Here is a 25,141-nt window from a genome sequence, read left to right as displayed (position 1 = left end):
CGCAGAATTCGCGAATGCCCAAAACCCTGTAGGAGCGAGCGGTGCGGCGATCCGACTTGCCCGCGAAGGCGCCCTCAAAATCACCTCAAATCCCACAGAGTTCACGCAATAAAGAGGTATCCAGATGCTTCTCCACCAAATCCGCCAACCGCTCGATATCACGCTCGCGCAACCCGTGGTAATCGACTTCCTGCACATCCTGCAATCCGGCCCAGCGCAACAGCGCACTGCACGCCGCCGGTGACTCGAACAGGCCATGCAGGTACGTGCCGAAAATCTGTCCATCGACACTTTGCGCGCCATCGCAGCGACCATCGTCCAGCTGCACCGCGGCGCTTTCCAGCGCCGGCCCGGTGGTCACGCCGGCATGAATTTCATAGCCGCTGACCTCTGCGTCCTCCAGCGCCAGGCGCCCACGCACATTGCGCAATTGCTTCTCTTCTTCGAGCTGCGTCTCGAACGCCAGCAAGCCCAAACCGGCACTGGAACCCGGCGCGCCTTCAAGGCCCAGCGGGTCGTGCACCTGCTCGCCGAGCATTTGCAGACCGCCGCAGATTCCCAGCACTTTTCCACCGTAGCGTAAATGCCGCGAGATCGCCGTGTCCCAGCCGTTGGCAAGCAGGTACGCAAGGTCGCTGCGCACGCTTTTCGAGCCGGGAAGAATGATCAGGTCGGCCGACGGAATCGTCTGGCCGGGGCCGATGAATTGCAGGTCCACTTGCGGATGCAGGCGCAGCGGATCGAAATCGGTGTGGTTGCTGATGCGCGGCAGTACCGGCACCACCACGTTGAGCACTTGATCGGCCTTGTCGGTCTGACGCTGATCGAGACCGTCCTCGGCCTCAAGATGCAGGTCCATCACATACGGCAAAACGCCGATCACCGGTTTGCCGGTGCGCGCCTCCAGCCAGTCCAGCCCCGGTTGCAGCAAGGCGATGTCGCCGCGAAAACGGTTGATGATGAAGCCTTTGACCCGTGCCTGTTCGCTGGGTGACAGCAGCTCCAGCGTACCGACTAAATGCGCGAAAACTCCGCCACGATTGATGTCGGCAATCAGCACCACCGGGCAGTCCACCGCCTCGGCAAACCCCATGTTGGCAATGTCGCCGGCACGCAGGTTGATCTCTGCCGGCGAACCCGCGCCTTCGACCATTACCACCGGATACGCCGCGCTCAGCCGTTCGTGGGAGGCCAGCACCGCTTGCATGGCGATGGCTTTGTAATCGTGATAGGCGACGGCATTCATGGTGGTGACTGCACGACCATGAATGATCACTTGGGCGCCGGTATCGCTGTTGGGTTTGAGCAGCACCGGGTTCATGTCGGTGTGCGGTTCGAGGTTGGCCGCCTGAGCCTGCACCGCTTGAGCGCGACCGATCTCGCCACCGTCGGCGGTCACCGCGCTGTTGAGAGCCATGTTTTGCGGCTTGAACGGCACGACGCTGACGCCCTGGCGCGTGACCCAGCGACACAGCGCCGTCACCAGTGTGCTTTTACCGGCGTCGGACGTGGTGCCCTGCACCATCAGAGTCGCGCCCTGCACCCTCAACGTAGTCATTGCGTTTCCTTAACGTAGGCTTCAAGCGCTTGCTCGAGACGCTGCCAATCCGCTTCATCGGCGGGCAAGCCAAACCTCACGCTGCTGTTGTGGGTGAACAACCGCAGCAGAATGCCGCGCCGCGCCATGAACTCATGCAACACTTCGGCCTGCTCGGTGATCAGCCACTGAAACAAGGCGCAACCGCCCTGAGGTTTGCAACCGTACTGTTCAAGCAGCAAGGCCAGACGCTCGCCGGCTTCGTCAGTGCGAATGCGCTGTCGCGTGTGCCCCTCGGTATCCGTCAAGCACGCCTGACCCAACACGCGGGTCGGACCGCTGACCGCCCAAGGCCCGACCTGTTCAGCCAACAGCTTGAGCAACTTGCGCTCGGCCAATACAAACCCCAGCCGCACCCCGGCCAGGCCGAAAAACTTGCCGAAGGAGCGCAGCACAATCAAGCCGATCTGATTGGCGAACGGCGCCAGACTCAGATGCGGGGTGTTGTCCATGAACGCCTCGTCTACCACCAGCCAGCCACCGCGCTGGGCCAGCCGCGCATGCCAATCCAGCAAGCGAGCCGGGGTCAGACTCAGCCCCGTGGGGTTGTTCGGATTGACCACCACCAGCACGTCGAGGCTGTCGAGAAAGAAATCGACTTCCGACTCCAGCACGTCACGCACGATGTAACCGTTGCGACGCCAGGCTTCGGCGTGCTCGGCGTAACACGGCGACAGCACGCCGACCTTGCCGGCCCGGCGCAAACGCGGCAGCAACTGGATCGCCATTTGCGAACCCGCCACCGGCAACACCTGAGCCGCACCGTAATAATCGCAGGCGGCCTGCTCCAGACCGTCATCGGTTTCCGGCAACCGCGCCCAAGCCCGCAGCGGGATGTCCGGGACCGGGAATGGCCAGGGCGCCAGACCGCTGGAGAGGTCGAGCCAATCGGCTTCGGCAATGCCGTATTCAAGCGCCGCTTTGCGCAAGCGGCCACCGTGCTCAAGCATAGAACTCAGCCCCCACGCAGAGAATCAGCAGCCATAACCATACCCCGCGCTGGACCAATTGCCAGCCACGGTCGATGGAATCGGCATCCGCCGGCACGCCTTCGCCCAATTGCGGACGCTGATGCAGTTCGCCGTGATAGATCGCCGCCCCGCCCAACTCGACACCCAGCGCACCGGCACCGGCCGCCATCACCGGCCCGGCATTCGGGCTGTCCCAAGTCGGGCCTTGTGTACGCCAGCACTTCAGCGCCAGTCGGGTTTTGCCGAGCAGCGCGTAGGTCAACGCCACCAGGCGTGCGGGAATGTAATTGAGAACATCGTCGATCTTCGCCGCGGCCCAACCGAAACGTTCGAAGCGCTCATTGCGATAACCCCACATCGCATCGAGGGTGTTGCTCAGGCGATAGAGCACCACGCCGGGCGCACCCGCCACGGCAAACCAGAACAGCGCGGCGAACACCGCATCGCTGCCGTTCTCCAGCACTGACTCGGTGGCGGCGCGGGCGACTTCGGTTTCATCCAGTTCGCTGGTCTGACGGCTGACCAGATAACCGACGCGGCTACGCGCCTCGATCAGATCATCGCTGCGCAGAGCCTTGGCCACCGGTTCGACATGCTCACCAAGGCTGCGCATTCCGAGGGCGCAATAGAGCACGAGAATCTCGACGATCCAGCCAACATAAGGCGCCCAGGAAAGCGCGGTGGCCAGCAAGGTCAGCGGCACGACCGCCATCACCCAAGCCGTAACGCCATGACTGCGCCACCCGCGACCACCGGAGTTGAAACGCTGCTCGATGCGATCGGCAAAACGACCGAACGCCACCAGCGGATGCCAGCGTTTGGGTTCACCCAGCAGCGCATCCAGCGCGACCGCGGCGACACTCAACAACGCCACACTCATTGACTCACTCCCCAATAGTTTTCATACAGCAACTCGCTGAGTGGACGCGCTTGCGCCCAACCTTCGAGTACCAGCATCGGCGCCGGATAGAATTCCTTGACCGGCCCCAGACAAAGAACGGCCAAAGGCTTGGCTCCGACCGGCAAACCCAGCAAGTCCGCCAGCGCTTGCGGCTCGAACAGAGACACCCAGCCCATGCCCAGGCCTTCGGCGCGGGACGCCAGCCAAAGGTTCTGGATGGCGCAGGACAGCGAGGCCATGTCCATTTCCGGCAATGTACGACGGCCGAAGATATGCCGCTCGCGATCGTCCATCAGCGCGGCGACCAGCACCTCGGCGCAGTCGTTGATGCCTTCGACCTTGAGCTTCATGAATTCATCGGAGCGTTCGCCGAGGGCTTCGGCGGTGCGGATGCGTTCGTCTTCCACCAACTGCTGGATCTTGCCGCGCAGTGCCCGGTCGCTGATGCGGATGAACCGCCAGGGTTGCATCAGGCCGACACTCGGCGCCTGATGCGCGGCTTCGAGCAGACGACGAAGTAATTCGGGCTCGACCGTGCCGCCGCTGAAGTGCCGCATGTCGCGGCGTTCGGCGATGGCTCGGTAGACGGCTGCGCGCTCGGCTTCGGAAAAGGCCTTGTCGATCATGGCCTCTTCGCTGGCAAGCCAGCTCCTAAGGGGGTTAGGTGATCCATTGTAGGAGCGGGCTTGCCCGCGAAGGCGGCCTCAAGGTCAGGCACAAACAGCGCTGCAATCGCCGATGGATTGGACGGAAAATAAAAGTGCACATAGGAAGCCGTCATCCGCCCCTCACGATAAACCGCCTCCGCCCCTCGTCCACCATTCGGGCTCAAGCCACGAGCAATTGGCTCAAGTTCAGTGCTGGTCAACGAGTGGTGATACGTGTGCCCACGCAGCAAACCTTCCGGCAATTCAACCGCCTGTAAAGCCAACGCGGCTAGACGCTTCTGCATCACCGCATCACCGGCCAGCAAGCCGACCAGTTCAGCGCAAGTGCCCTCGACATCGGTCAAGGAGTCCAGCAGATACAGCATGCCGCCACACTCGGCCAGCAACGGTTTGCCCGCCGCGTGGTGAGCGCGGATCGCGGTCAGCATCGACGTGTTTTGCGACAACGCCACATGGTGCAGTTCAGGGTAACCGCCGGGCAGATAAAGGCTGTCTGCCTCCGGCAAGCCGGTGTCGCGGATCGGCGAGAAGAACGACAATTCGGCGCCCATGGCCCGCAGCAGATCCAGGCTCGCGCCGTAGGTAAACGCGAAAGCTTCGTCTCGGGCCACGGCAATCCGCACACCGGCCAGCAACGGTTCGGCTGCGATCATTTCAGGCGCGGTGAATTCCACGGCCGGCGGTAGAGCCACATCGCAACTGCTGGCCAGTGACTCGGCCGCCGCATCGAGGCGCAGGTCGAGATCATTCAGCTCGCTGGCCTGAACCAGGCCTAGATGCCGACTCGGCAATTCGATCCCGGTCTCCCGGGACAACGCTCCGTACCAGCGCAAGCCTTCAGTCAGGCTGCCTTCGAGCAACTGCGCATGACGCACGGTGCCGACCCGGTTGGCCAGCACACCGGCAAACGGCAAATCCGGCTGATAACGCGCAAGGCCCAGGGCCAACGCGCCAAACGTCTGCGCCATGGCGGTGCCGTCGATCACGCCGAGCACCGGCACACCGAAGTGCCGCGCCAGGTCAGCGCTGGACGGCGTACCGTCGAACAACCCCATGACACCTTCGATGAGGATCAGATCGGCTTCGCCAGCGGCCTCCCACAACAGCCGACGACTTTCTTGCTCGCCGACCATCCACATGTCGAGTTGATAGACCGGCGCACCGCTGGCGCGCTCGAGAATCATCGGGTCGAGAAAATCCGGGCCGCATTTGAACACGCGAACCTTGCGCCCCTGATTGCGATGCAAACGAGCGAGGGCGGCGGTAACGGTGGTCTTGCCCTGACCGGAGGCCGGCGCGGCGATCAGTACCGCCGGGCATTGACGATGGCTATTCATAAAGTGCAGTTCACAACTCGACGCCTTTTTGCGCTTTGATTCCGGCCTGGAAGGCGTGTTTGATCATGCCCATTTCAGTGACGGTGTCGGCCAGCTCGATCATCTCCGGTTTGGCGCCACGACCGGTGACCACCACGTGTTGCATCGGCGGACGCGCCTGCAAGTCGCTGAGCACCTGATCGAGATCGAGGTAGCCGTGCTTGAGGGCGATGTTCAATTCATCGAGCACCACTAGGCCAATGGCCGGATCACGCAGCAATTCGCGGGACACCGCCCAAGCGGCTTCGGCGGCAGCGATGTCGCGCTGGCGGTCCTGGGTTTCCCAAGTGAAGCCCTCGCCCATCACATGAAAACGCACTTGCTCCGGGAAGCGCCGGAAGAACAGCTCCTCGCCGGTGCTGCTGCGACCCTTGATGAACTGCACCACGCCGCATTGCATGCCGTGGCCCATGGACCGCGCAAGCATGCCGAACGCCGAACTGCTCTTGCCTTTGCCGTTGCCGGAAAGCACCAACAGCAAACCGCATTCATTCGGCGAATTGGCGATGCGCTCGTCGATCACCGCTTTTTTGCGCAGCATGCGCGCCAGATGGCGTTCGTCACGATCGGGGGTATCAGTCATGGGGGAGCTCTCCGTTGAGGCTGGATAACGGCGGGCAGGCACAAGAATAGACGGCAAGAGGCCTGGCATCGCCCACCGTGATGCCGTTGGATGAATCAGGCCGGTCTCCGGGCTCATGAGTGGCTTGCGCCCGACTGCGCGCCTTCCCATGTCGTCGACACAGTGGCTCAAGGCGCAGTCTTCACTCATTTACCGTTGCGGGGGCAGCGCCGGGATCGTGATCATTCTTCGCTGGAAGAAATTCACTCACCGGCTTCCCTGTTTCACTCTGTCGACCAAGGTCACAGAGCACCTGAAACAAGCAGCGAAGGTTAGAGGGTTGGGGGTGGAGCGTCAATTAAAGCCGGGGCGCCGCTGAGAGAATATCTGCCGCCGATCAATTAACTGACGCCAATCTTGTGCCACACTGCCAGCAGTGATATCAAAGAGCCACAACCTGACAACACAATAACAAGGGTGAGCCACATGCAAGGCATGATCATCAGCAATCCGAAGCTGGAATTCCTGCGACCGGTGCTGGAACGCTGGTTTGACTGTATCGATCGCTACAACACCGTGCGCGGCGATAACGACACACCTTATTGGTACGACGAAAAAGCCAACCTCGGCTTGCTCTCTGCCGCGGCCTGGATGGCAGAAATGGTCACGCTGCAGCAAACGCCGACGCGCAAGCAGAACGAAGAAGGCGAACGCAACGCCCGCGCCGATCTGTTTATCGCCAGCAGCGAAGAGCGCGCGTATTTCCAGGCCACCCAGCGCTGGCCGCGAGTCAATAGCCTGAACCTGACCCAGGCACTGGCGGACATCACCAGCAACGCCAAGCAAATCAGCTACGCCAGCGACCTGAAACTCGGCTGTTTGTTCGTTGCGCCGCAAAAAGCTCAGCAGAGCGCTACACCCGAAGAACTTCAGGACATGGTCGACGACCTGCAGAAGGAACACTGCTGCGCCGTAGCCTGGTATTTCCCGTACGCCTACCGCAAGTTGCGCAACGAAGCCGGAAACTATCACCCCGGCATCGCCGTGCTATTCAAGGAAGCCCGCGGCTGACCGGTTGAACCATCGAGCGTCTACGCTTCTCTATGATTACGTCAATGCATTCATAGGGAAGATCAGTAATGCGCAAACCCCAACTCGCTTTCATCATCGCGCTCGCCGGAGGGCTCGCCGCCTGTGGTGAAACCTCCACTTTGCAAGTCTCAGATGGCACAGGTCCCTCACCCAAGCTGCCAGAGCCGAATAAAACCCTGATCCCGACGGTGAACATCGCCCCGGCGATCGGCTGGCCTGAAGGGGCGAAACCTGTCGCCGCGGCGGGGACTCAGGTGACGGCGTTTGCCGAAGGCCTCGATCATCCGCGCTGGCTCTATGTACTGCCCAATGGCGATGTGCTGGTGGCCGAAACCAACGCGCCACCCAAACCCGATGATGGCACAGGCATTCGCGGCTGGGTCATGGGCAAAGTCATGGGTCGCGCCGGCGCTGGCGTCCCCAGCCCGAACCGCATCACCCTGCTGCGGGACAAGGACCACGACGGCGTCGCCGAAACCCGCACGGTATTCCTGGAAAACCTCAACTCACCCTTCGGCATGACCCTGGTCGGCAAAGACCTGTACGTCGCTGACACTGATCGCCTGCTGCGTTTCCACTATGAAAACGGCGAGACGGCGATCAAGTCGCAGCCGATCAAGGTGGTCGATCTGCCGGGTGGCACGCTGAATCACCACTGGACCAAAAATGTCATCGCCAGCAAGGATGGCAGCAAGCTCTACGTCACCGTGGGCTCGAACAGCAACGTCGGTGAAAACGGCATGGATCAGGAGGAAGGCCGCGCGGCGATCTGGGAAGTGGACCGCGCCACCGGCAACCATCGGATCTTCGCCTCGGGGATTCGTAATCCAAACGGTCTGGCCTGGGAGCCTCAGAGCGGCGCACTGTGGACCGCCGTCAACGAGCGCGACGAAATCGGCAGCGACCTGGTGCCGGACTACATCACGTCAGTGAAGGACGGCGGGTTCTACGGCTGGCCTTACAGCTATTACGGCCAGCACGTCGACATTCGCGTCGAGCCGCAAAACCCCGATCTGGTGGCCAAGGCCATTGCCCCTGATTACGCGGTGGGGCCACATACCGCATCACTGGGCCTGACGTTCGCCGAAGGCAGCAAGCTGCCCGCTCCGTTCACTCAAGGTGCATTCATCGGCCAGCATGGCTCATGGAACCGCAAGCCACACAGCGGCTACAAAGTGATTTTCGTGCCGTTCAGCGCCGGCAAACCGGCCGGGCAACCGGTGGACGTGCTCACCGGGTTCCTCAATGACGAGGAAAAAGCCATGGGCCGGCCGGTGGGTGTGGTGATCGATCAGCAGGGCAGCTTGCTGGTGGCGGATGATGTGGGGAACAAGGTGTGGCGCGTTAGCGCGGCCAAGTAAACAGTTCGACTGTAGGAGCGAGCGGTGCGGCGGTCCGACTTGCCCGCGAAGGCGGCAGCACAGTCAACATTGATATCGACTGACACACCGCTTTCGCGGGCAAGCCTCGCTCCGACAGCGGCAACAACGACAGATCCACACGCGCGTCATCCTTCAAGCGAGCGGTCATGACAACCTTCGCTAGGGATTATGTGCCAAGTGCTCGGGTTGCAAGACGCGCTTGGCGCTCAGGTAGGCTTTCTGCCAGTAGGCCTTGGACAAGCTGTCCAGCTTGACCGTACCACCCGTGGCTGGTGCGTGGACGAAGCGGCCTTCGCCGACGTAGATCCCGGCATGGCTGACCTGGGAGCCGCCATTGGTGGCGAAGAAGATCAGGTCACCGGTTTGCAGGCCTTCCTTGCCGATACTGGGGGCCTGCATGCCGATCATCTCGCGGGTGGAGCGCGGCAAGGAAATGCCTGCGACATCGCGATACACATAACCGATCAAACCGCTGCAATCGAACCCGGAATCCGGCGTGTTGCCGCCCCAGCGATAAGGCGTTCCCACCAGGCCCAGCGCGCGAAACAGCACGTCTTCTGCCGCAGGGGAAAAGGCTTGGGAAGGACCGAAAACAATCGGAGCGCGAACCACTGGCGCAGGTGGTGGTGGACGGCTGGCGCAGGCGCTGAGCAGCGCTGCGAAGAACATGAGTGCGAGGCGGGCCGACATCGTCATAAACAGAACATCCTGATCTGGCTGCGGCTTTTTCCACCGAGAAGGCAGAAAAGAAAACCGCCTGCGCAGAACGCAGGCGGTTTGCCATCAATAATAGATCAGGATTCTAGCGGCTACGCGGCAAACTTCAAGTAAGACTTTAACTTCGCCTTACAAGTCGTACGCTTACTTGCGTGCAGTGACGATAGGAGCCGCAGCCGGCGCCATCGCGAGTGCGCGTTTGGCTTCGATAAAGGTTTTGCTCCAGTAGCTGTCGCCCAGGCTATCGATCCGGACACCACCGCTTTTGCGGCTGCTGGAGTGGATGAACTGGTTGTCACCCAGGTAGATCCCGGCGTGACTGACACGACCGCGACGACCATTGGTGGCGAAGAACAGCAGGTCACCCGGCTTGAGGGCGCTGCGAGCAACCAGAGGAGCGTCAACGTTGATCATTTCGCGGGTGGAGCGCGGCAGGTTCATGCCGGCCTCTTCACGAAACAGATAGCCGATGAAGCCGCTGCAGTCGAAACCAGCCTCGGAGGTGCCGCCGAAACGGTAACGGGTACCGATCAGGGACATGCCACGTTCGAGGATGCTGTCGGCTAGAACTGGAAGCTGGTATGACTTGCCGCCGGCGAAGTCTGCCAGTTCTTTATCGGTGGCTACGCCGTCTTGGTAAAGAGCTTCCTGGAAAAGAACGGAAGAAGACTGCGCGGTAACTGAATTTGAAACCTGCTGTTTTGGCTCTTGCTGGGACACTGGAGAGTGAGCAGCGCAACCGAACAACAGGGTGACGAGTGCGAGAGGCACGAGGGGTGCGAAGCGCTTTAGCATGGGCACGACCGTGGCTGATAGTTATAAAAGAAGCCGCGACTATGCCCGCTATCAACCTCATTTGCAAATTCAATCGATCTTTATGTGACTTCTCGGTTTCTCGTTTACATCTAAGCGCTTAAGCCCATTTTGAACCTTCGCGCAGCCTGCCCTCTGGCAGGAAAGCGGATTTGATGACGCCTGGAATATGCCGGAACCCGCGTAAAACCTGAAGTTGATCAGGTTTTTTTACCAACCAAGGGTTTCTTTCAGGAACGGGATTGTCAGTTTGCGCTGAGCCTGAAGGGAGGCCTGATCGAGGCGTTCAAGCAGCTCGAAAAGCGCACTCATGCTGCGGGTACCGCGGGTCAAAATAAAATGCCCGACTTCGTCAGTCAGGTGCAGGCCGCGACGGGATGCGCGCAACTGCAAGGCACGCAATTTGTCTTCGTCAGAGAGTGGACGCATCTGAAAAATCAGCGCCAGTGTCAGCCGCGACTTGAGGTCTGCCAGCTTCACCGGCAGCTCACGCGGAGATGTCGAGGCGGCGATCAGCAGACGCCGGCCGCTGTCACGTAGACGATTGAACAGATGGAACAGCGCCTCTTCCCAATCCGCCTTGCCGGCGACCGCCTGCAGATCGTCCAGGCATACCAGTTCGTATTGTTCGAGGTTGTCGAGGATTTCGATGCCGCGGTCCAGCAACTCGGCCAACGGCAGGTACACCGCAGGCTCTCCCAACTGTTCGAAGCGCAGACAGGCCGCCTGCAACAAATGCGTGCGCCCTACCCCGTCCTTGCCCCAGAGGTAAATCAGGCTTTCCGTCCAGCCGGCGTCGGCTTCGCAGAGCCGCTCGACATAGCCGAGTGCAGCGGCATTGGCGCCTGGGTAGTAATTGATAAAGGTAGCGTCATCACGCAGACGCACACCTAGGGGCAGCTGAATCGGTTTCATGCTGACTGAACAGTTCCAAAGGAACCGTTAGTGGCCTCTGTGTAAAGTTTGCGAAGTTTATACCCGTGAGGCTGACCGCACAATGCGACAGACCACAAGCAAAATCAAAGGTTTGCGTTAACACACTGGTTTTATGACAGTTTCTTTGACGGCGCATGTGACAGCCATGCGAGCGATACGGGCAAACCTGGCACGAAACCAGCCTGCCCGTCATGAGCGATCAAAAACCCTTACAGCGTGGATTCGTCGACACCGCCGTAGATATCCGAATCCTTATACAAATCATGTATGTGACGCACCAGGACCATAATCACCGCTGCCACCGGCAATGCCAGCAGCACGCCGGTAAAACCAAACAACTCACCGCCAGCCAGGATCGCAAAGATCACCGCCACCGGGTGCAAGCCGATCCGGTCACCCACCAGCAACGGCGTCAGCACCATACCTTCCAGCGCCTGGCCGACCATGAACACCGCGACTATGCCGATCATGGGATACAGATCGCCACCGAACTGGAACAGACCGGCAATCAACGCCGCACCAATCCCGATGACGAACCCCATGTACGGCACGATCGCCGCCAGACCGGCAATCAGACCGATCAACAACCCCAGCTCCAGCCCGACAATCATCAAGCCAGCAGCGTAGATCACGCCTAGCGCCAACATCACCAGCAACTGCCCGCGCACGAAGGCCCCGAGCACTTCATGGCATTCCCCGGCGAGGGTCATGACGCGCACTTCACGATCGCGTGGCAACAGGCTGCGGACCTTGGCCATCATCAGATCCCAGTCGCGCAGCAGATAAAAACTCACCACCGGAATCAGCACCAGATTGGCCAGCCAGCCAAGCAGCGCAAGGCCGGAAGCCGTCGCCTGACTCAGCACCACGCCGACCACATCGGTTGTCTGGCCCATGTGCGCACTGAACGCTGCCTTGAGCTTGTCGAACTTCCAGAAGCCGTCCGACAACCCCATCTTCGATTGCGCCCACGGCACGGCGGTGTGTTGCAACCAGTCGAGCATCTGCGGTGCCAATTCATACAAACGAAACAGCTGCCTGGCGAGCATCGGCACCAGCACCAACAGCAACGCGGTGACGATCAGCGTGAACAACGCGAACACCGCCACCACGCCCCAGGTCCGTGACAGACCGTGCTTCTCCAGCCGATCCACCAACGGGTCAAACAGATAGGCCAGCAGCAGCGCCACCAGGAACGGCGTCAGGATCGGGTGCAACAGGTAAACAAACGCGCAAAGCAGGACCACCCCACCGAGCCAGAACCAACGCCGTGTATCGGCCATGTACCACTCCTGCTTCTATATAAGGAAAAACTACCAGCGAAAACGTAACTGCGGCGTCGGGGCTGGCGCCGGCGCTGCGACCGGTGTCGAGCCTGCCGCCACGGGTTGAACAGGCGCCGTGGAGGCCGGCGCCTCACCAGTCGGAACTTCCTGCAACTTGGCCAAAGACAATTGCGCCCGCAGCTGATCGGGGCTGCCGTTGACCCGATAAAGCACGCGGTCACCATCAACGCTTTGCAGGCGAGCGCCAAAAGGCTCCAGCAAACGCCCGAGCGTCGCATAACGTTCCAGGTTCATCCCCTGCACCTCCAGCAATTGCTCGCTCGATGCACCCGGTTTGGCGACAAAACGCGGCGCCAGGCGTTGGCTGACCGCCAGCATCACAGCATCAGCCAGCGCTGCGGTATCGGCACCCTGCACGCTACCCGCTTCTTTCTGATCGCCCAGCCACAAACGCCACTTGGCTTGCCATTGGCCACCCTCTTCACGGGCATGCACCGCCAGTAACGCGTCAGCATTGTATCGGTCGGATGCGTCACGCAGCGGCGCCGGGTCTGCACTTTCCAGATTCGGCGCCGTGGCGACAATCTGCTCATCCAGGTCCGCCAGCGGCAAACGCAGCGGCAGCCCACGATGTTGAGCCGCTCGACGCAGTGGCGTAGCGCTGGCCTGACCATCGCCGACCAGGCTCGACCCTTCGGCCGAATCGTTCAACCACCAACCGAGAATCGACGGCCGGTTGGCGCCCCATACGGCCAACCCGGCACGCCGCAAGGCCTGTTCGGTGGTGGCCGGATCGAAATCGACTTTCAGCACTTGCGGCGGCCCGGCGTCGTAACCGAACTGACTGATGATCTGCTGAGGATCTTTGCGCACGGCCGCCAGACCCGGGTTCTGCGCAGCCTTGGGGTCGCCGGTCAGGCGCAACACCAACGTATCCAGCGCCCGCTGAGTCGCCTGATCGCGCTCCTCCGGTGTCTGACTGCTGACAGGTTCGCGCACCTGATAGAGGCTTTTGACTGTTTCGGCATGGCTGGTCAGGCTGACCATGGATAAACAGCCTACGAACAAGCATTTAAGAAAACGCATAAAAAGATTCCTGACGACAAGAGCGGCTGGACCAAACCGCATGAACATGAAGACGATTGAGCTAGGCTGTGACCACACGCTCAAGCAAAACATTCACACGATCACGTTAAGTTTTCGCATTGACATAACGATAGACGGTTAGCGTCGATACCTTATACAGCCATGCGGGACGCCACCAATACGAGCAATATCGATTTTTTTAGCGCGATATGCCTCTACCCGTCGGCACGAGGATGGCCGCTGCCCCTCAAGCCTGATAAAATCGCGCGCCTTCGCAGACCGGCAACAGCCGGGCACCCTGAAATTCGCGTACGGCAATTGCCCTTCGCCAGCTTCAGTGGCCCCACTGGACTCGGTCGTTACCCCCTGAATCCCCCCTAAAGGCCTGGATCATGAGCAAGCAACCCTCCCTGAGCTACAAGGACGCCGGTGTAGACATCGACGCCGGTGAAGCATTGGTCGAACGCATCAAGAGCGTCGCCAAGCGCACTGCGCGCCCGGAAGTCATGGGCGGCCTGGGCGGTTTCGGCGCCCTCTGCGAAATCCCGGCCGGTTACAAGCAACCGGTACTGGTATCGGGCACTGACGGCGTCGGCACCAAGCTGCGCCTGGCGCTGAACCTGAACAAGCACGACAGCATCGGCATCGACCTGGTTGCCATGTGCGTGAACGACCTGGTGGTCTGTGGCGCCGAACCGCTGTTCTTCCTCGACTACTACGCCACCGGCAAACTGAACGTCGAAACCGCGACCCAGGTCGTGACCGGCATCGGCGCAGGCTGTGAACTGTCCGGCTGCTCCCTGGTCGGCGGCGAAACCGCTGAAATGCCTGGCATGTACGAAGGCGAAGACTACGACCTGGCTGGCTTCTGCGTCGGCGTCGTGGAAAAAGCCGAAATCATCGACGGTTCTAAAGTCGCTGCCGGCGATGCCCTGCTCGCCCTGCCGTCTTCCGGCCCGCACTCCAACGGCTACTCGCTGATCCGCAAGATCATCGAAGTGTCCGGTGCAGACATCGAAAACATCCAGCTCGACGGCAAACCGCTGACCGACCTGCTGATGGCCCCGACCCGCATCTACGTGAAGCCGTTGCTCAAGCTGATCAAGGACACCGGTGCCGTCAAAGCCATGGCCCACATCACCGGTGGTGGCCTGCTGGACAACATCCCGCGCGTTCTGCCAAAAGGCGCACAAGCGGTGGTTGACGTTGCTAGCTGGACTCGTCCTGCCGTGTTCGACTGGCTGCAAGAGAAAGGCAACGTCGACGAAAACGAAATGCACCGCGTGCTGAACTGCGGCGTCGGCATGGTCATCTGCGTTGCTCAAGAGCACGTTGAAACCGCGCTGAACGTGCTGCGTGAAGCCGGCGAGCAGCCTTGGGTCATCGGTCAGATCGCCACCGCTGCCGAAGGCGCGGCCCAGGTTGAACTGAAGAACCTCAAGGCTCACTGATGCCTAAAACCTGTGATGTGGTGGTGCTGTTGTCCGGCACCGGCAGTAACTTGCAGGCTTTGATCGACAGCACGCGGACCGGCGACAGCCCGGCCCGCATCGCTGCGGTGATTTCCAACCGCGCCGACGCCTACGGCCTGCAACGCGCCAGGGACGCGGGTATCGACACCCGCACCCTGGATCACAAGGCTTTCGAAGGTCGCGAGGCCTTCGATGCCGCGCTGATCGAACTGATCGACGCCTTCAACCCCAAACTCGTGGTACTGGCCGGTTTCATGCGCATTCTCAGCGCTGACTTCGTGCGCCACTATCAGGGTCGCCTGCTCAATATCCATCCCTCGCTGCTGCCCAAATACAAAGGGTTACATACCCATGAGCGCGCGCTGGAGGCCGGCGATACTGAACATGGCTGCTCCGTGCACTTCGTCACCGAGGAACTCGATGGTGGACCACTGGTCGTACAGGCAGTAATACCGGTAGAGTTGCACGATTCGCCGCAGAGTCTGGCGCAGCGAGTCCATACCCAGGAACACCTGATCTACCCGATGGCCGTACGCTGGTTTGCTGAAGGTCGTTTATCACTCGGTGAACAAGGTGCTTTACTGGACGGACAGTTACTCGCGGCCAGCGGCCACTTGATTCGAACCTAGGAGATTTTATGCGTCGCGCCCTGCTCTTCGCTTGCGCTCTGTTCGCCCTGCCGTTTGCGCAGGCCGCAGACCTTCAACCCTTCTCCGCCAGCTACACCGCCGACTGGAAACAGCTGCCCATGAGCGGCACCGCCGAACGCAGCCTGACCAAGGGAGCCAACGGCGTCTGGAAACTCAGCTTCAAGGCGTCGATGATGATCGCCAGCCTGACTGAAGAAAGCACCCTGACCCTGGACAAGGACACGCTGCTGCCGCAGTCCTATCACTTCGAACGCGGTGGCCTGGGCAAAGCCAAGAAGGCTGATCTGGACTTCGACTGGGCCAACAAGATGGTCACCGGCACCGATCGCGGCGACGCGGTCAAACTGCCGCTCAACCGCGGCATGGTCGACAAATCCACCTATCAACTGGCGCTGCAGCATGACGTGGCCGCCGGCAAGAAAAGCATGAGCTATCAGGTCGTCGATGACGGCGAAGTCGATACCTATGACTTCCGCGTGCTGGGCTCGGAGAAAGTCGACACCAAGGCTGGCCAGATCGATGCGATCAAGGTCGAGCGCGTGCGCGACCCGACACAAAGCAAGCGCATCACCGTACTGTGGTTCGCCAAGGACTGGGATTACCTGCTGGTCCGTCTGCAACAAGTCGAAACCGACGGCAAGGAGTACAACATCATGCTCCTCGACGGTACGGTCAACGGCAAGACGGTCAAAGGCAGCTGATCCGCACAACATGAAAGCCCCGCAAATGCGGGGCTTTTTTTCGTCGGTTAACTTGGCACCCCAGATCCCCTGTGGGAACGGGCTTGCCCCAATGCCTGTAGGAGCGAGCTTGATCGCGAAAGCGGTATATCAGGCGACATCAATATTGACTGTACTGCCGTCTTCGCGAGCAAGCTCGCTCCTACAGGAATTTCGCTTAACTGACTGGCATTGTCGCTTGCCCGCGTTCGTCTGACAGGAACGATCAGCGCACGGTAAAGCGCTGCTGAGCCAGTAGACGGTCGCCCTGGAACACCATGAAACGCCATTCACCGGGAACGACTTCGTGACTTTCCGTGAACTCGAAAGCCATCAAGTCTTGCGGAGCGCCTGGCACCAGTTTCTGGGTCACCTCCAGTTTGTCGTGACGCTCACCATCCGGGGTGCGAATGCCCGGCGTGAAATAGAGCAACGTCAGCGGCTGGTCTTCGGCGACCTTGCCGGCCAACTGGTAACGCATCCCGAACTTGGTTCCCAGTTTCGCCGGGACGATTTCGGCCTGCTGGATCTGTTCATTGCTGCGGCGCAAAACTCGCTCGCCCGATTGCAGTTCGGCTTTCGGGCCAGCGAACACGCCGTATTCCACCGGGCCTTCGACGCGGACTTCGGCACTGGCCAGACCACTCACGAGCATCAATGTGGCCAAGGCGGTTAAACGGGTGAGGTGCATGGTGCGCTCCTTGATTGAGATGAGCGCGAGGGTATGACGCCGGGGTGACAGGACGATGACAACCTGTAGGAGCGAGGCTTGCCCGCGAAGAACGATGACGCGTAATACCCAATAACCGCGGTGCATTCTTCGCGGGCAAGCCTCGCTCCTACAGGAATGCTCTATAAATTCAGGGTCTTTTTTGATCGAATGACTTTTCCTGTTACCTGCGAGGTTTCCCATGACTGTTACCGTCAATACCGTCTCCGCCGAAGGTTTTCGTCACAGCGTCCAGATCGATGACCACGAACTCTTTGCCGATGTGGCGAAAACCTCTGGCGGCGAAGGCACCGCACCTGAACCACACGACTACTTCGACGCAGCCCTCGGTGCCTGTAAAGCCCTGACGCTGAAAATGTATGCCAGGAAAAAGGACATCCCGCTGACGGGCGTAGAAGTTGAGGTCACGCGCGACAACAGTGAAGAGCAGAAAGGCAAATACGCCCTGCACGTCGAACTCACGCTCAAGGGTGTGCTCACCGACGCCCAGCGTGACGAACTGCACCGCGTGGCCGACCGCTGCCCGGTACACAAGCTGATGACCACTTCCGATATCAGTATCGAAACCCATCTGTCCGAAGGTGCCTTCAGCCAATAGCGGCAAGGGCTGTGCAAGCGGGTTATGCTCCCAGCGTCACCCGCTCAGCCTGGAACGCACCATGAACACTCCGCTCGTGATCCGCCCTCGCGCCGAAGATGTCGAAGGCCAGCCGATTCTTCGCCCGTTGCCATCAGCCAAATGCCGCAACGTCGGACCTTTCGTGTTTTTCGACCACATGCTCGAAACCCGTTACCCAGCGGGCAAAGGCATGAACATCCGTCAGCACCCGCACATCGGCCTGTCCACCCTCACCTACCTGTTCGAAGGGCAAATCCAGCACAAGGACAGCCTCGGTTCCGATCAGGTGGTGAATGCCGGCGATGTCAGCTGGATGACGGCGGGTAGCGCAATTGCCCACGTCGAACGCACGCCCGAAGCCTTGAAAGAAAGCGGCTTTACCCTGCACGGCTTACAGATCTGGCTGGCTTCGCCCAAGGATCGTGAACACGGCCCGGGACATTACAGCCACCATCCGGCTGACACGCTGCCAGTCAGCGATAACCTTGGCGTGAAGATACGCATGATCGCCGGGTCAGGCTTTTGCCTCGAATCGCCGGTCCCGGTGCTTTCTCCTACGTTGTATGCCGAATTGAACCTGCAAACGGCGACCACATTGCTGATTCCCACCGAGCATGAAGAACGGGCGCTGTATGTGTTGAGCGGCGAGGCGCAGCTTGATGGCGAGCTGCTGGAGCGCTACACGCTAGTGGTGCTGCCAGCCGGGGAAGAGATGACACTGTTTGCCGAGAGCGACTGTCATGCCGTGCTCTTTGGCGGAGCGCCACTGGATGGACCGCGACGGATCAACTGGAATTTCGTGGCCAGCGATCCGGCATTGATCGATGAGGCCCGTCGGCGCTGGGCGGCCGGGGATTGGCCGACAGTGCCGGGGGAAAGTGAGCGGATCGAACTGCCGAAACACCGAAGCCCGCCAACGCCCCTGTAACTGATCGGCGGATCGTTCCCACGCTCCGCGTGGGAATGCAGCCCGTGACGCTCCGCGTCACTGGACGCGGAGCGTCCCTAGAGGCATTCCCACGCAGAGCGTGGGAACGATCAAAAAACCCGCCGAAGCGGGTTTTTTTACAACGCGGTTAAACCGACAGTTCAACCAGCAGCTTGTTCAGACGCCGCACGTAAGCGGCCGGGTCTTTCAAGCTGTCGCCGGCCGCCAGGGCCGCCTGATCGAACAGAATGTGCGACAGGTCGCCGAAGCGCTCGTCGCTCTGCTCGTTGTCGAGCTTCTCGATCAGCGGGTGAGCCGGGTTGAATTCGAAGATCGGCTTCGAATCCGGAACCTTCTGACCGCTGGCTTCCAGGATCTGACGCATTTGCAGGCCCAGGTCCTGTTCACCGATGGCCAGAATCGCCGGGGAATCGGTCAGACGGTGGGAAACCCGAACTTCAGCAACGGAGTCGCCCAGTGCAGTTTTCAGACGTTCAACCAGGCCTTCTTTGGACTTGGCGACTTCTTCCGCGGCTTTCTTGTCTTCTTCCGAATCCAGATTGCCGAGGTCCAGGTCACCGCGTGCCACGTCGACAAAGCTCTTGCCGTCGAAGTCGTTGAGGTAGCTCATCAGCCACTCGTCGATGCGGTCGGTCAGCAGCAGCACTTCGATGCCTTTCTTGCGGAAGACTTCCAGGTGCGGGCTGTTTTTGACTTGCGCATAGGTTTCGCCAGTCAGGTAGTAGATCTTGTCCTGACCTTCCTTGGCGCGAGCCAGGTAATCGGCCAAGCCCACAACTTGCTCGCCGTCGTCGCCCTGAGTGGACGCGAAACGCAGCAGGCCGGCAATTTTCTCTTTGTTGGCGAAGTCTTCTGCCGGGCCTTCTTTCATGACCTGACCGAAGTTCTTCCAGAAGCCCTTGTATTGCTCAGGCTCGTTCTTCGCCAGTTTTTCCAGCATGTCCAGAACACGCTTGGTCAACGCCGACTTCATGGAGTCGATGATCGGGTCTTTCTGCAGGATTTCCCGCGACACGTTCAGCGACAGGTCGTTGGAATCGACCACGCCTTTGATGAAGCGCAGGTACAGCGGCAGGAACGACTCGGCCTGATCCATGACGAACACGCGCTGCACGTACAGCTTCAGGCCTTTCGGCGCTTCACGCTGATACAGGTCGAACGGAGCACGGGTCGGCACATACAGCAGCGAGGTGTACTCGAGCTTGCCTTCGACCTTGTTGTGGCTCCAGCTCAGCGGGTTTTCAAAATCGTGAGCGACGTGTTTGTAGAACTCCTGGTACTCCTCATCTTTTACTTCAGTGCGAGGGCGAGTCCACAGGGCACTGGCGCGGTTGACGGTTTCCCATTCCTGCGTCGGTTGCTCTTCACCTTCAACGGCGGCCACTTCTTTCGGCAGCTCGATCGGCAAGGCGATGTGGTCGGAGTACTTCTTGATGATGTTGCGCAGACGCCAGCCATCGGCGAATTCGTCTTCAGCGGACTTCAGGTGCAGGACGATGCGAGTACCACGGTCGGCTTTCTCGACAGTGGAAATTTCGAACTCGCCTTCGCCCTTGGACGACCAGTGCACGCCTTCGCTGGCGGCGACGCCGGCACGACGGCTGAATACGTCGACTTTATCGGCGACGATGAAGGCCGAGTAGAAACCGACACCGAATTGACCGATCAGGTGCGAGTCTTTTTTCTGATCGCCAGACAGGTGTTTCATGAAATCGGCAGTGCCGGACTTGGCGATGGTGCCCAGATGGGTGACCGCGTCTTCACGGCTCATGCCGATGCCGTTGTCTTCGAGGGTGACGGTTTTAGCGTCTTTGTCGAAGCTCACACGGATTTTCAGTTCAGCGCCGCCTTCCAGCAACTCAGGCTTGGCGAGGGCTTCAAAGCGTAATTTATCGACAGCGTCAGAGGCGTTCGAGATCAATTCGCGAAGGAAAATTTCCTTGTTGGAATACAGCGAATGGATCATGAGGTGCAGCAGTTGCTTCACCTCGGTCTGGAAGCCCAGGGTTTCCTTTTGAGTTTCCACACTCATGGTCATCAAACTCCAATCAGATGGCAGTGGCCGCGACCTTGAGGGTCAGCGGCGGGTTGTCCTCAGAGTTGGGGGCTGAGATCAGGATTTCAAGGGCTCTTCGATTTTGAAGTGAGCGCGAGCCGTGGCAATGGGCTCGGCTTCAGTGCTTTGCCAGGCGGTAATCGCCACATTGGCTACCCGACGCCCCTGACGGCATACCTGGCATCTGGCCCAGGTATCGCGAAACTGCCCCGCGCGCAGGTAATCGAGGGAAAAGTCGATAATCTTCGGCACACCGGGCGAGCCGGTGAAAATCAGCAGGTGCAATGCCGCCGAGAGCTCCATGAACCCGGCAATCACTCCACCATGAATCGCCGGCAATAAAGGATTACCAATGTTGTCCTTGTTGGCCGGCAGACGAAACAGCAGCTCATCCCCCACCCGTGAACATTCAACGCCAATCAGCCTGGCATAGGGAATCAGGTCCAGCAGCGAGGCGTAGTCCCCCTGCGCATGGGCCTGTTGAAGTTGCTCCTTGAACATGTCAGTCATTTCGCACCTCCGGCAATAACACCGCCAAACCCTTTGGTGCCTTTGATGCCCTTGCCCATACGCATGAAGGTGCCCACCACATGGGCGATGGGCTGTTCGGGGTCGTCCTGATAGGCAAAACCACGCGCGAAGATTACGTCGGTGGTCACCCGGTAGCATTGGGCGAAGCCGTAGACGTCCTTGTGCGGCTCGGCGGCGTGCATGTAATCGATGCGCAAGTCGAGCGTCGGGCAGACTTCGAATTCGGGCAGCACGCAGAGAGTGGCCATGCCGCAGGCGGTGTCCATCAGCGAAGTCAGTGCACCGCCATGAATCACTCCGGTTTGCGGGTTGCCGACGATCTGCGGGCTGTACGGCAGAATCACCGTCAACCCTTCGCTGCTGGCACTGTGAACGCGCATGCCGAGTACCTGACAATGCCGCAATGCCGACAGGAATCGCGTCGCACGCTCAAAAACGGGGTTTTCGGCCATTGGATAAAACTCTTCTTAGTGTCGGGCCAAAATAGCAGGCTAGAGGGCAAAAGTTCCGCAGCAAAACAAACTTATATATCTGTGCGAATTGAGGAACTTAACCCTGATCGCCGTGCTCGAAAGGCCAACTAGATATTTCCATAAGGAGAAACACCCCATGCGTAAGACTTTAGCTATTGCCTTGATGTTGACCGCTTCCCTCGGTCTCGCTGCCTGCGATAAAAAATCCGAGGACAAAGCTCAAGAAGCCACCAAACATGCTGAGCAAGCTCAGGAAAAAATGGGCGAAGCTCAGGATAAAGTGAACGAGGCAGCAAAAGAAAACGCCGAAGCTGCCAAAGCTCAGGCCGAATCGAACGAAGCAGCGACAAAAGAAGCCGCTCCAGCTCCGGTTCCAGCACCAGAAGCACCTAAAAACTAAAACCGTTTTTAGTGTGATAAAAGAAAACCCGCCAAGTGCGGGTTTTCTTTTTATTGGCGATAAGTGTTAGAGCAAAACCGCCCTAAAAGTCGGACTAATCATCAGCAACAACGAACACACTAAACCCACAAACCACACCAGACTGCGCTGCCAGGCCAGATCTACCCAATAGCACAGCAAGTAAATGACGCGTGTGATCACGAAGATGATTGCGAGCGCATCGATCAGCCATCCCGCCGTCTGCGTGGTGTGCGCCATCAACACCCCAACCGCAAACAATAGGAACGCCTCAAAACTGTTCTGGTGAGCCGCCAATGCACGGGCACCAAAGCCGGTAAGTTGCGCCTGCTGCTGGCGCGGCAGATGATTGTTGTAACCACCTTGCTCGTTCATGGCCTTGGCCACTGGAATCTTTGCCACGTAAATCAACAATGCGCTGATAAACACACACCAGAACGGAATACTCATCAAGCAGCCTCTTTGTTCGCCTCAGGCAATGGCGCCTCTGTAGGGGTATAGACCATCACATCAAGAACATCGGAGTGAAACTCGCGGCGATACAACACCAGCACGACGCCGGCACTCATCAACATGAACAACCAGGGGCTGACGAACCACGCCAGCATGGTCATGCCAAAGTAATAGGAGCGCAGACCGAAGTTGAACTGGTTGGCCGCCATGGAGATGACACGGGCGGCTCGGGAGGCGAAGGCTTTGCGTTCTTGCTCGGACACATGGCGCTCGCCAATCATCGGCGCCGAACCCACGAGAATCGCCGCAAAGTTGTACTGACGCATGCACCAGCTGAACGTAAAGAACGCATAGACAAACACCAGCGCCAGGCACAACAACTTGATCTCCGACATGCCTTGGGAGGCCTGTTGCACCATCGGGATATCCGCCAGCAACGACACGGCTCTGTCGGACGCACCCAACACCGTGAGAATACCGGCCAGGATAATCAGCGTACTGGAAGCGAAGAACGAGGCATTACGCTCCAGGTTACCGATCACGCTGGCATCGGCAATGCGGTTGTCGCGCAACAGCATGCGGCGCATCCAGTCTTCGCGATACAGGTGCAACACGCTGGCCAGGCACGCGGTGTCGCGGCCCTTCCATGAGGCATAACGGGTGTAACCACCCCAGCAGACGACAAACCAGAGCGCGGCGAGGATGTGGATCAGATTGGCGTGGATGAACGACATGCAATTCCCTGTGAGACATTGGCAACAGTAGAACCTGTAGGAGCGAGGCTTGCCCGCGAAGGCGGTGTCCACATGCAAAAGAATTATCGCCTGACACACCGCCTTCGCGGGCAAGCCTCGCTCCTACACAGGCAATGCTTCGACGTTAGCGCAAGGAAAAAGACACTGCATCACGCGCATAAAAAATGCCCCGTATCGATTGATACGGGGCATTTCCATTTGCAGCTCGAGGCCCGCTTGTGGCGGGTCATGAAGCAGCTTAAGCCAGCGCTTCTTCGCGCTTGCCCAGCAGACGGTCACAAGCCACGGCAACCACCAGGGTCATGACCGACGGCACCAGCCAAGCCAAACCCTGCTCGCTCAACGGCAAGTGAGCCAGTTGAGTTGGCATCCAGTCCGCAAGTCCGGCGCCCTTGAGGGCATCGATCAGGCCGAAGATGAACGACACCAGCATCACCGGACCGACAATGCGGCCCTGCTCATGCCAGAAGTCCTTGCAGAAACTCAGGGCGACCAAGGCGATGCACGGCGGGTAGATGGCGGTCAGCACCGGGATCGAGAACGCGATCAGCTTGGTAAGGCCCAGGTTGGACACCAACAGGGAGAACGCAGCCAGGATAATCACCAGTGTCTTGTAGGACAGTGGCAGTACACGGCTGAAGTATTCAGCACAGGCACACGTCAGACCGACCGCTGTCACCAGGCAGGCCAGGGAGATCAGCACCGCAAGGAAACCGCTGCCCAATGAACCAAACGTGTGCTGCACGTAAGCGTGCAATACCGCAGCGCCATTGGCAGCACCGGCGGCCACTTCATGGCTGCCCGAACCGAGACGGAACAGACTGACGTAAACCAGCGCCAGACCCACGCCGGCAATCAGCCCGGCGATGATCGCGTAACGGGTGATCAACGCCGGCGATTCCACGCCCCGGGAACGAATGGCGTTGACAATGACAATGCCAAATACCAGCGCACCCAGGGTATCCATGGTCAGGTAACCATTGATAAAGCCTTGGGAGAACGGTGCAGCGACATATTCAGGAGTGGCCACGCCGATATCACCAGCCGGCAACGCGAACGCGGCAATGCCGAGAACGGCCAGGGCGATGATCTTCAGCGGCGCAAGGAAACGTCCTACGGTATCCAGCAGACGGCCCGGATAGAGCGAGATGAAGAACACCACCAGGAAGTACACCGAGCTATAGAGAAACAGCGCCAGCGGGCTCTCGCCGGTCAGCGGCGCCAAGCCTACTTCAAACGACACGGTCGCGGTGCGCGGCGTCGCGAACAATGGGCCGACAGCGAGGTAGCACGCGGCTGCCAGCAGGCCACCGGCGACTTTACCGATCGGGCTGCTCAACGCATCCATTGCACCACCGACTTTGGCCAGGGCAACAACGGTGATCACCGGCAGACCGACCGCGGTGATCAGAAAACCCAGCGCCGCCATCCAGACATTAGGCCCGGACTGCAAACCGACGATAGGCGGGAAGATGATGTTGCCAGCCCCGACGAACAGGGCAAACGTCATAAAACCCAGTGCCAGGATGTCCTGGCCTTTCAACACTTTCATTAAGGAAATACCACACTACTGAATCGGAATTTAGAGAGGGATTTCCCTTATGGGTGAGGGAAATGCTGTCGGCCCGTATAGGACTGACCCGTTTAGCGCGTCGCTGCCTTGTGGGCCGCGGACGCAAAAATGGCTGCTAGCCTAACGAATTTGCACGACAAACGCACTGTTAGGGTGCGATCTATCCGATACGCGACACTTCAATGTCGCGTTTTTGCATGTAAATGGTGGGTGGCTGCAAGTAAGCCTTCGCGGGCAAGCCTCGCTCCTACAGGTATTGAGTCATTCGCCATATTTGTGAGCGACGTAAATCTGTAGGAGCGAGGCTTGCCCGCGAAGAGGCCCTCCCCGGAAACGACAAAGGCCACCCGAAGGTG

26 protein-coding genes and 1 riboswitch are annotated in these 25,141 nt (G+C 59.6%); of the genes, 8 read left to right on the top strand and 18 right to left on the bottom strand.

Annotation, left to right across the window (positions count from 1 at the left end):
* Positions 1-85: 85 nt before the first annotated feature.
* From CKW20_RS04550 to cobO, 6 genes are read right to left on the bottom strand one after another with little or no spacing between them, the layout of a single operon-like run.
* A complete protein-coding gene (locus CKW20_RS04550) occupies positions 86-1,558 on the bottom strand; it encodes a cobyric acid synthase (protein ID WP_095051840.1) in 1,473 nt (490 codons plus the stop codon).
* Positions 1,555-2,547, bottom strand: coding sequence for a threonine-phosphate decarboxylase CobD (gene cobD, locus CKW20_RS04545; protein WP_095051839.1), 993 nt, complete (start codon positions 2,545-2,547; stop codon positions 1,555-1,557). The genes CKW20_RS04550 and cobD overlap by 4 nt, the downstream gene beginning before the upstream one ends.
* On the bottom strand, positions 2,540-3,448 hold the full coding sequence (gene cbiB, locus CKW20_RS04540; RefSeq protein WP_095051838.1) for an adenosylcobinamide-phosphate synthase CbiB: 909 nt from the start codon (positions 3,446-3,448) through the stop codon (positions 2,540-2,542). The genes cobD and cbiB overlap by 8 nt, the downstream gene beginning before the upstream one ends.
* The gene (gene bluB / locus CKW20_RS04535) at positions 3,445-4,095 is read right to left on the bottom strand and encodes a 5,6-dimethylbenzimidazole synthase (RefSeq protein ID WP_095051837.1); all 651 of its coding nucleotides are present in this window, start codon (positions 4,093-4,095) and stop codon (positions 3,445-3,447) included. Before bluB ends, cbiB begins: the two co-directional genes overlap by 4 nt.
* Positions 4,092-5,474, bottom strand: a complete 1,383-nt coding sequence (locus tag CKW20_RS04530; RefSeq protein WP_095051836.1) for a cobyrinate a,c-diamide synthase — start codon at positions 5,472-5,474, stop codon at positions 4,092-4,094. The genes bluB and CKW20_RS04530 overlap by 4 nt, the downstream gene beginning before the upstream one ends.
* Positions 5,475-5,484: 10 nt before the next feature.
* A complete protein-coding gene (cobO, locus tag CKW20_RS04525) occupies positions 5,485-6,096 on the bottom strand; it encodes a cob(I)yrinic acid a,c-diamide adenosyltransferase (RefSeq protein ID WP_095051835.1) in 612 nt (203 codons plus the stop codon).
* Between the two features lie 80 nt (positions 6,097-6,176).
* Positions 6,177-6,407: riboswitch (cobalamin riboswitch) on the bottom strand.
* Between the two features lie 154 nt (positions 6,408-6,561).
* Here cobO and CKW20_RS04520 point away from each other — a divergent pair.
* Positions 6,562-7,146 (top strand): hypothetical protein, encoded by a 585-nt coding sequence (locus CKW20_RS04520; RefSeq protein WP_095051834.1) that lies wholly within the window; start codon positions 6,562-6,564, stop codon positions 7,144-7,146.
* 68 nt (positions 7,147-7,214) lie between these two features.
* A complete protein-coding gene (locus CKW20_RS04515; RefSeq protein WP_095051833.1) occupies positions 7,215-8,528 on the top strand; it encodes a sorbosone dehydrogenase family protein in 1,314 nt (437 codons plus the stop codon).
* Between the two features lie 180 nt (positions 8,529-8,708).
* On the opposite strand, the gene CKW20_RS04510 is transcribed toward CKW20_RS04515, so the two are convergent.
* The 5 genes from CKW20_RS04510 to CKW20_RS04490 all read right to left on the bottom strand — a co-directional run bounded on the left by CKW20_RS04510 (position 8,709) and on the right by CKW20_RS04490 (position 13,387).
* Positions 8,709-9,245, bottom strand: coding sequence for a C40 family peptidase (locus CKW20_RS04510; RefSeq protein WP_095051832.1), 537 nt, complete (start codon positions 9,243-9,245; stop codon positions 8,709-8,711).
* Between the two features lie 165 nt (positions 9,246-9,410).
* Positions 9,411-10,061, bottom strand: a complete 651-nt coding sequence (locus tag CKW20_RS04505; RefSeq protein WP_030131708.1) for a C40 family peptidase — start codon at positions 10,059-10,061, stop codon at positions 9,411-9,413.
* A 228-nt stretch (positions 10,062-10,289) separates the two neighbouring features.
* Positions 10,290-10,994 carry a DnaA regulatory inactivator Hda gene (gene hda / locus CKW20_RS04500; protein WP_007898944.1) on the bottom strand — a complete coding sequence of 235 codons (705 nt, stop codon included), beginning with the start codon at positions 10,992-10,994 and terminating at the stop codon, positions 10,290-10,292.
* Between the two features lie 230 nt (positions 10,995-11,224).
* The gene (locus CKW20_RS04495) at positions 11,225-12,298 is read right to left on the bottom strand and encodes an AI-2E family transporter (RefSeq protein WP_095051831.1); all 1,074 of its coding nucleotides are present in this window, start codon (positions 12,296-12,298) and stop codon (positions 11,225-11,227) included.
* 30 nt (positions 12,299-12,328) lie between these two features.
* A complete protein-coding gene (locus CKW20_RS04490; protein WP_095051830.1) occupies positions 12,329-13,387 on the bottom strand; it encodes a DUF2066 domain-containing protein in 1,059 nt (352 codons plus the stop codon).
* A 392-nt stretch (positions 13,388-13,779) separates the two neighbouring features.
* On the opposite strand from CKW20_RS04490, the gene purM reads away from it, so the two are divergent.
* Genes purM through CKW20_RS04475 form a run of 3 tightly spaced genes read left to right on the top strand, consistent with a single transcriptional unit; the run spans position 13,780 to position 16,210 of the window.
* Positions 13,780-14,838, top strand: a complete 1,059-nt coding sequence (gene purM / locus CKW20_RS04485) for a phosphoribosylformylglycinamidine cyclo-ligase (protein WP_095051829.1) — start codon at positions 13,780-13,782, stop codon at positions 14,836-14,838.
* Positions 14,838-15,488: a phosphoribosylglycinamide formyltransferase gene (gene purN, locus CKW20_RS04480; protein ID WP_095051828.1), complete on the top strand. Its 651-nt coding sequence runs from the start codon at positions 14,838-14,840 to the stop codon at positions 15,486-15,488. Before purM ends, purN begins: the two co-directional genes overlap by 1 nt.
* 8 nt (positions 15,489-15,496) lie before the next feature.
* On the top strand, positions 15,497-16,210 hold the full coding sequence (locus CKW20_RS04475; protein WP_095051827.1) for a DUF3108 domain-containing protein: 714 nt from the start codon (positions 15,497-15,499) through the stop codon (positions 16,208-16,210).
* Between the two features lie 244 nt (positions 16,211-16,454).
* On the opposite strand, the gene CKW20_RS04470 is transcribed toward CKW20_RS04475, so the two are convergent.
* On the bottom strand, positions 16,455-16,919 hold the full coding sequence (locus tag CKW20_RS04470; RefSeq protein ID WP_095051826.1) for a DUF3859 domain-containing protein: 465 nt from the start codon (positions 16,917-16,919) through the stop codon (positions 16,455-16,457).
* A 220-nt stretch (positions 16,920-17,139) separates the two neighbouring features.
* On the opposite strand from CKW20_RS04470, the gene CKW20_RS04465 reads away from it, so the two are divergent.
* Both CKW20_RS04465 and CKW20_RS04460 read left to right on the top strand, forming a co-directional pair.
* The gene (locus CKW20_RS04465) at positions 17,140-17,556 is read left to right on the top strand and encodes an OsmC family protein (RefSeq protein WP_095051825.1); all 417 of its coding nucleotides are present in this window, start codon (positions 17,140-17,142) and stop codon (positions 17,554-17,556) included.
* A gap of 61 nt (positions 17,557-17,617) precedes the next feature.
* Entirely contained in the window at positions 17,618-18,505 is an 888-nt protein-coding gene (locus tag CKW20_RS04460) for a pirin family protein (RefSeq protein WP_095051824.1), read from the top strand.
* A 148-nt stretch (positions 18,506-18,653) separates the two neighbouring features.
* On the opposite strand, the gene htpG is transcribed toward CKW20_RS04460, so the two are convergent.
* From htpG to CKW20_RS04445, 3 genes are all read right to left on the bottom strand, one after another.
* Positions 18,654-20,558, bottom strand: coding sequence for a molecular chaperone HtpG (htpG, locus tag CKW20_RS04455; protein ID WP_095052258.1), 1,905 nt, complete (start codon positions 20,556-20,558; stop codon positions 18,654-18,656).
* Between the two features lie 81 nt (positions 20,559-20,639).
* Complete coding sequence (locus CKW20_RS04450; protein WP_095051823.1) at positions 20,640-21,092, bottom strand: PaaI family thioesterase; 453 nt, start codon at positions 21,090-21,092, stop codon at positions 20,640-20,642.
* The gene (locus CKW20_RS04445; RefSeq protein WP_095051822.1) at positions 21,089-21,565 is read right to left on the bottom strand and encodes a PaaI family thioesterase; all 477 of its coding nucleotides are present in this window, start codon (positions 21,563-21,565) and stop codon (positions 21,089-21,091) included. The genes CKW20_RS04450 and CKW20_RS04445 overlap by 4 nt, the downstream gene beginning before the upstream one ends.
* Positions 21,566-21,722: 157 nt before the next feature.
* Here CKW20_RS04445 and CKW20_RS04440 point away from each other — a divergent pair, with 157 nt between their 5' ends.
* Positions 21,723-21,986: a hypothetical protein gene (locus CKW20_RS04440; protein ID WP_095051821.1), complete on the top strand. Its 264-nt coding sequence runs from the start codon at positions 21,723-21,725 to the stop codon at positions 21,984-21,986.
* Between the two features lie 66 nt (positions 21,987-22,052).
* Here CKW20_RS04440 and CKW20_RS04435 read toward each other — a convergent pair whose 3' ends face one another.
* From CKW20_RS04435 to brnQ, 3 genes are all read right to left on the bottom strand, one after another.
* On the bottom strand, positions 22,053-22,454 hold the full coding sequence (locus CKW20_RS04435) for an MAPEG family protein (RefSeq protein ID WP_095051820.1): 402 nt from the start codon (positions 22,452-22,454) through the stop codon (positions 22,053-22,055).
* Complete coding sequence (locus CKW20_RS04430) at positions 22,454-23,191, bottom strand: DUF599 domain-containing protein (protein WP_030131722.1); 738 nt, start codon at positions 23,189-23,191, stop codon at positions 22,454-22,456. The genes CKW20_RS04435 and CKW20_RS04430 overlap by 1 nt, the downstream gene beginning before the upstream one ends.
* 259 nt (positions 23,192-23,450) lie before the next feature.
* Positions 23,451-24,764 (bottom strand): branched-chain amino acid transport system II carrier protein, encoded by a 1,314-nt coding sequence (gene brnQ, locus CKW20_RS04425; RefSeq protein ID WP_095051819.1) that lies wholly within the window; start codon positions 24,762-24,764, stop codon positions 23,451-23,453.
* Positions 24,765-25,141 lie beyond the last annotated feature (377 nt).

The sequence above is a fragment of the Pseudomonas sp. Irchel s3b2 genome (genome assembly GCF_900187445.1).
Classification (GTDB): Bacteria; Pseudomonadota; Gammaproteobacteria; order Pseudomonadales; family Pseudomonadaceae; genus Aquipseudomonas.
Note: the sequence above shows the minus strand (reverse complement) of the source record. Positions and strands in the feature narration are given on the sequence as shown.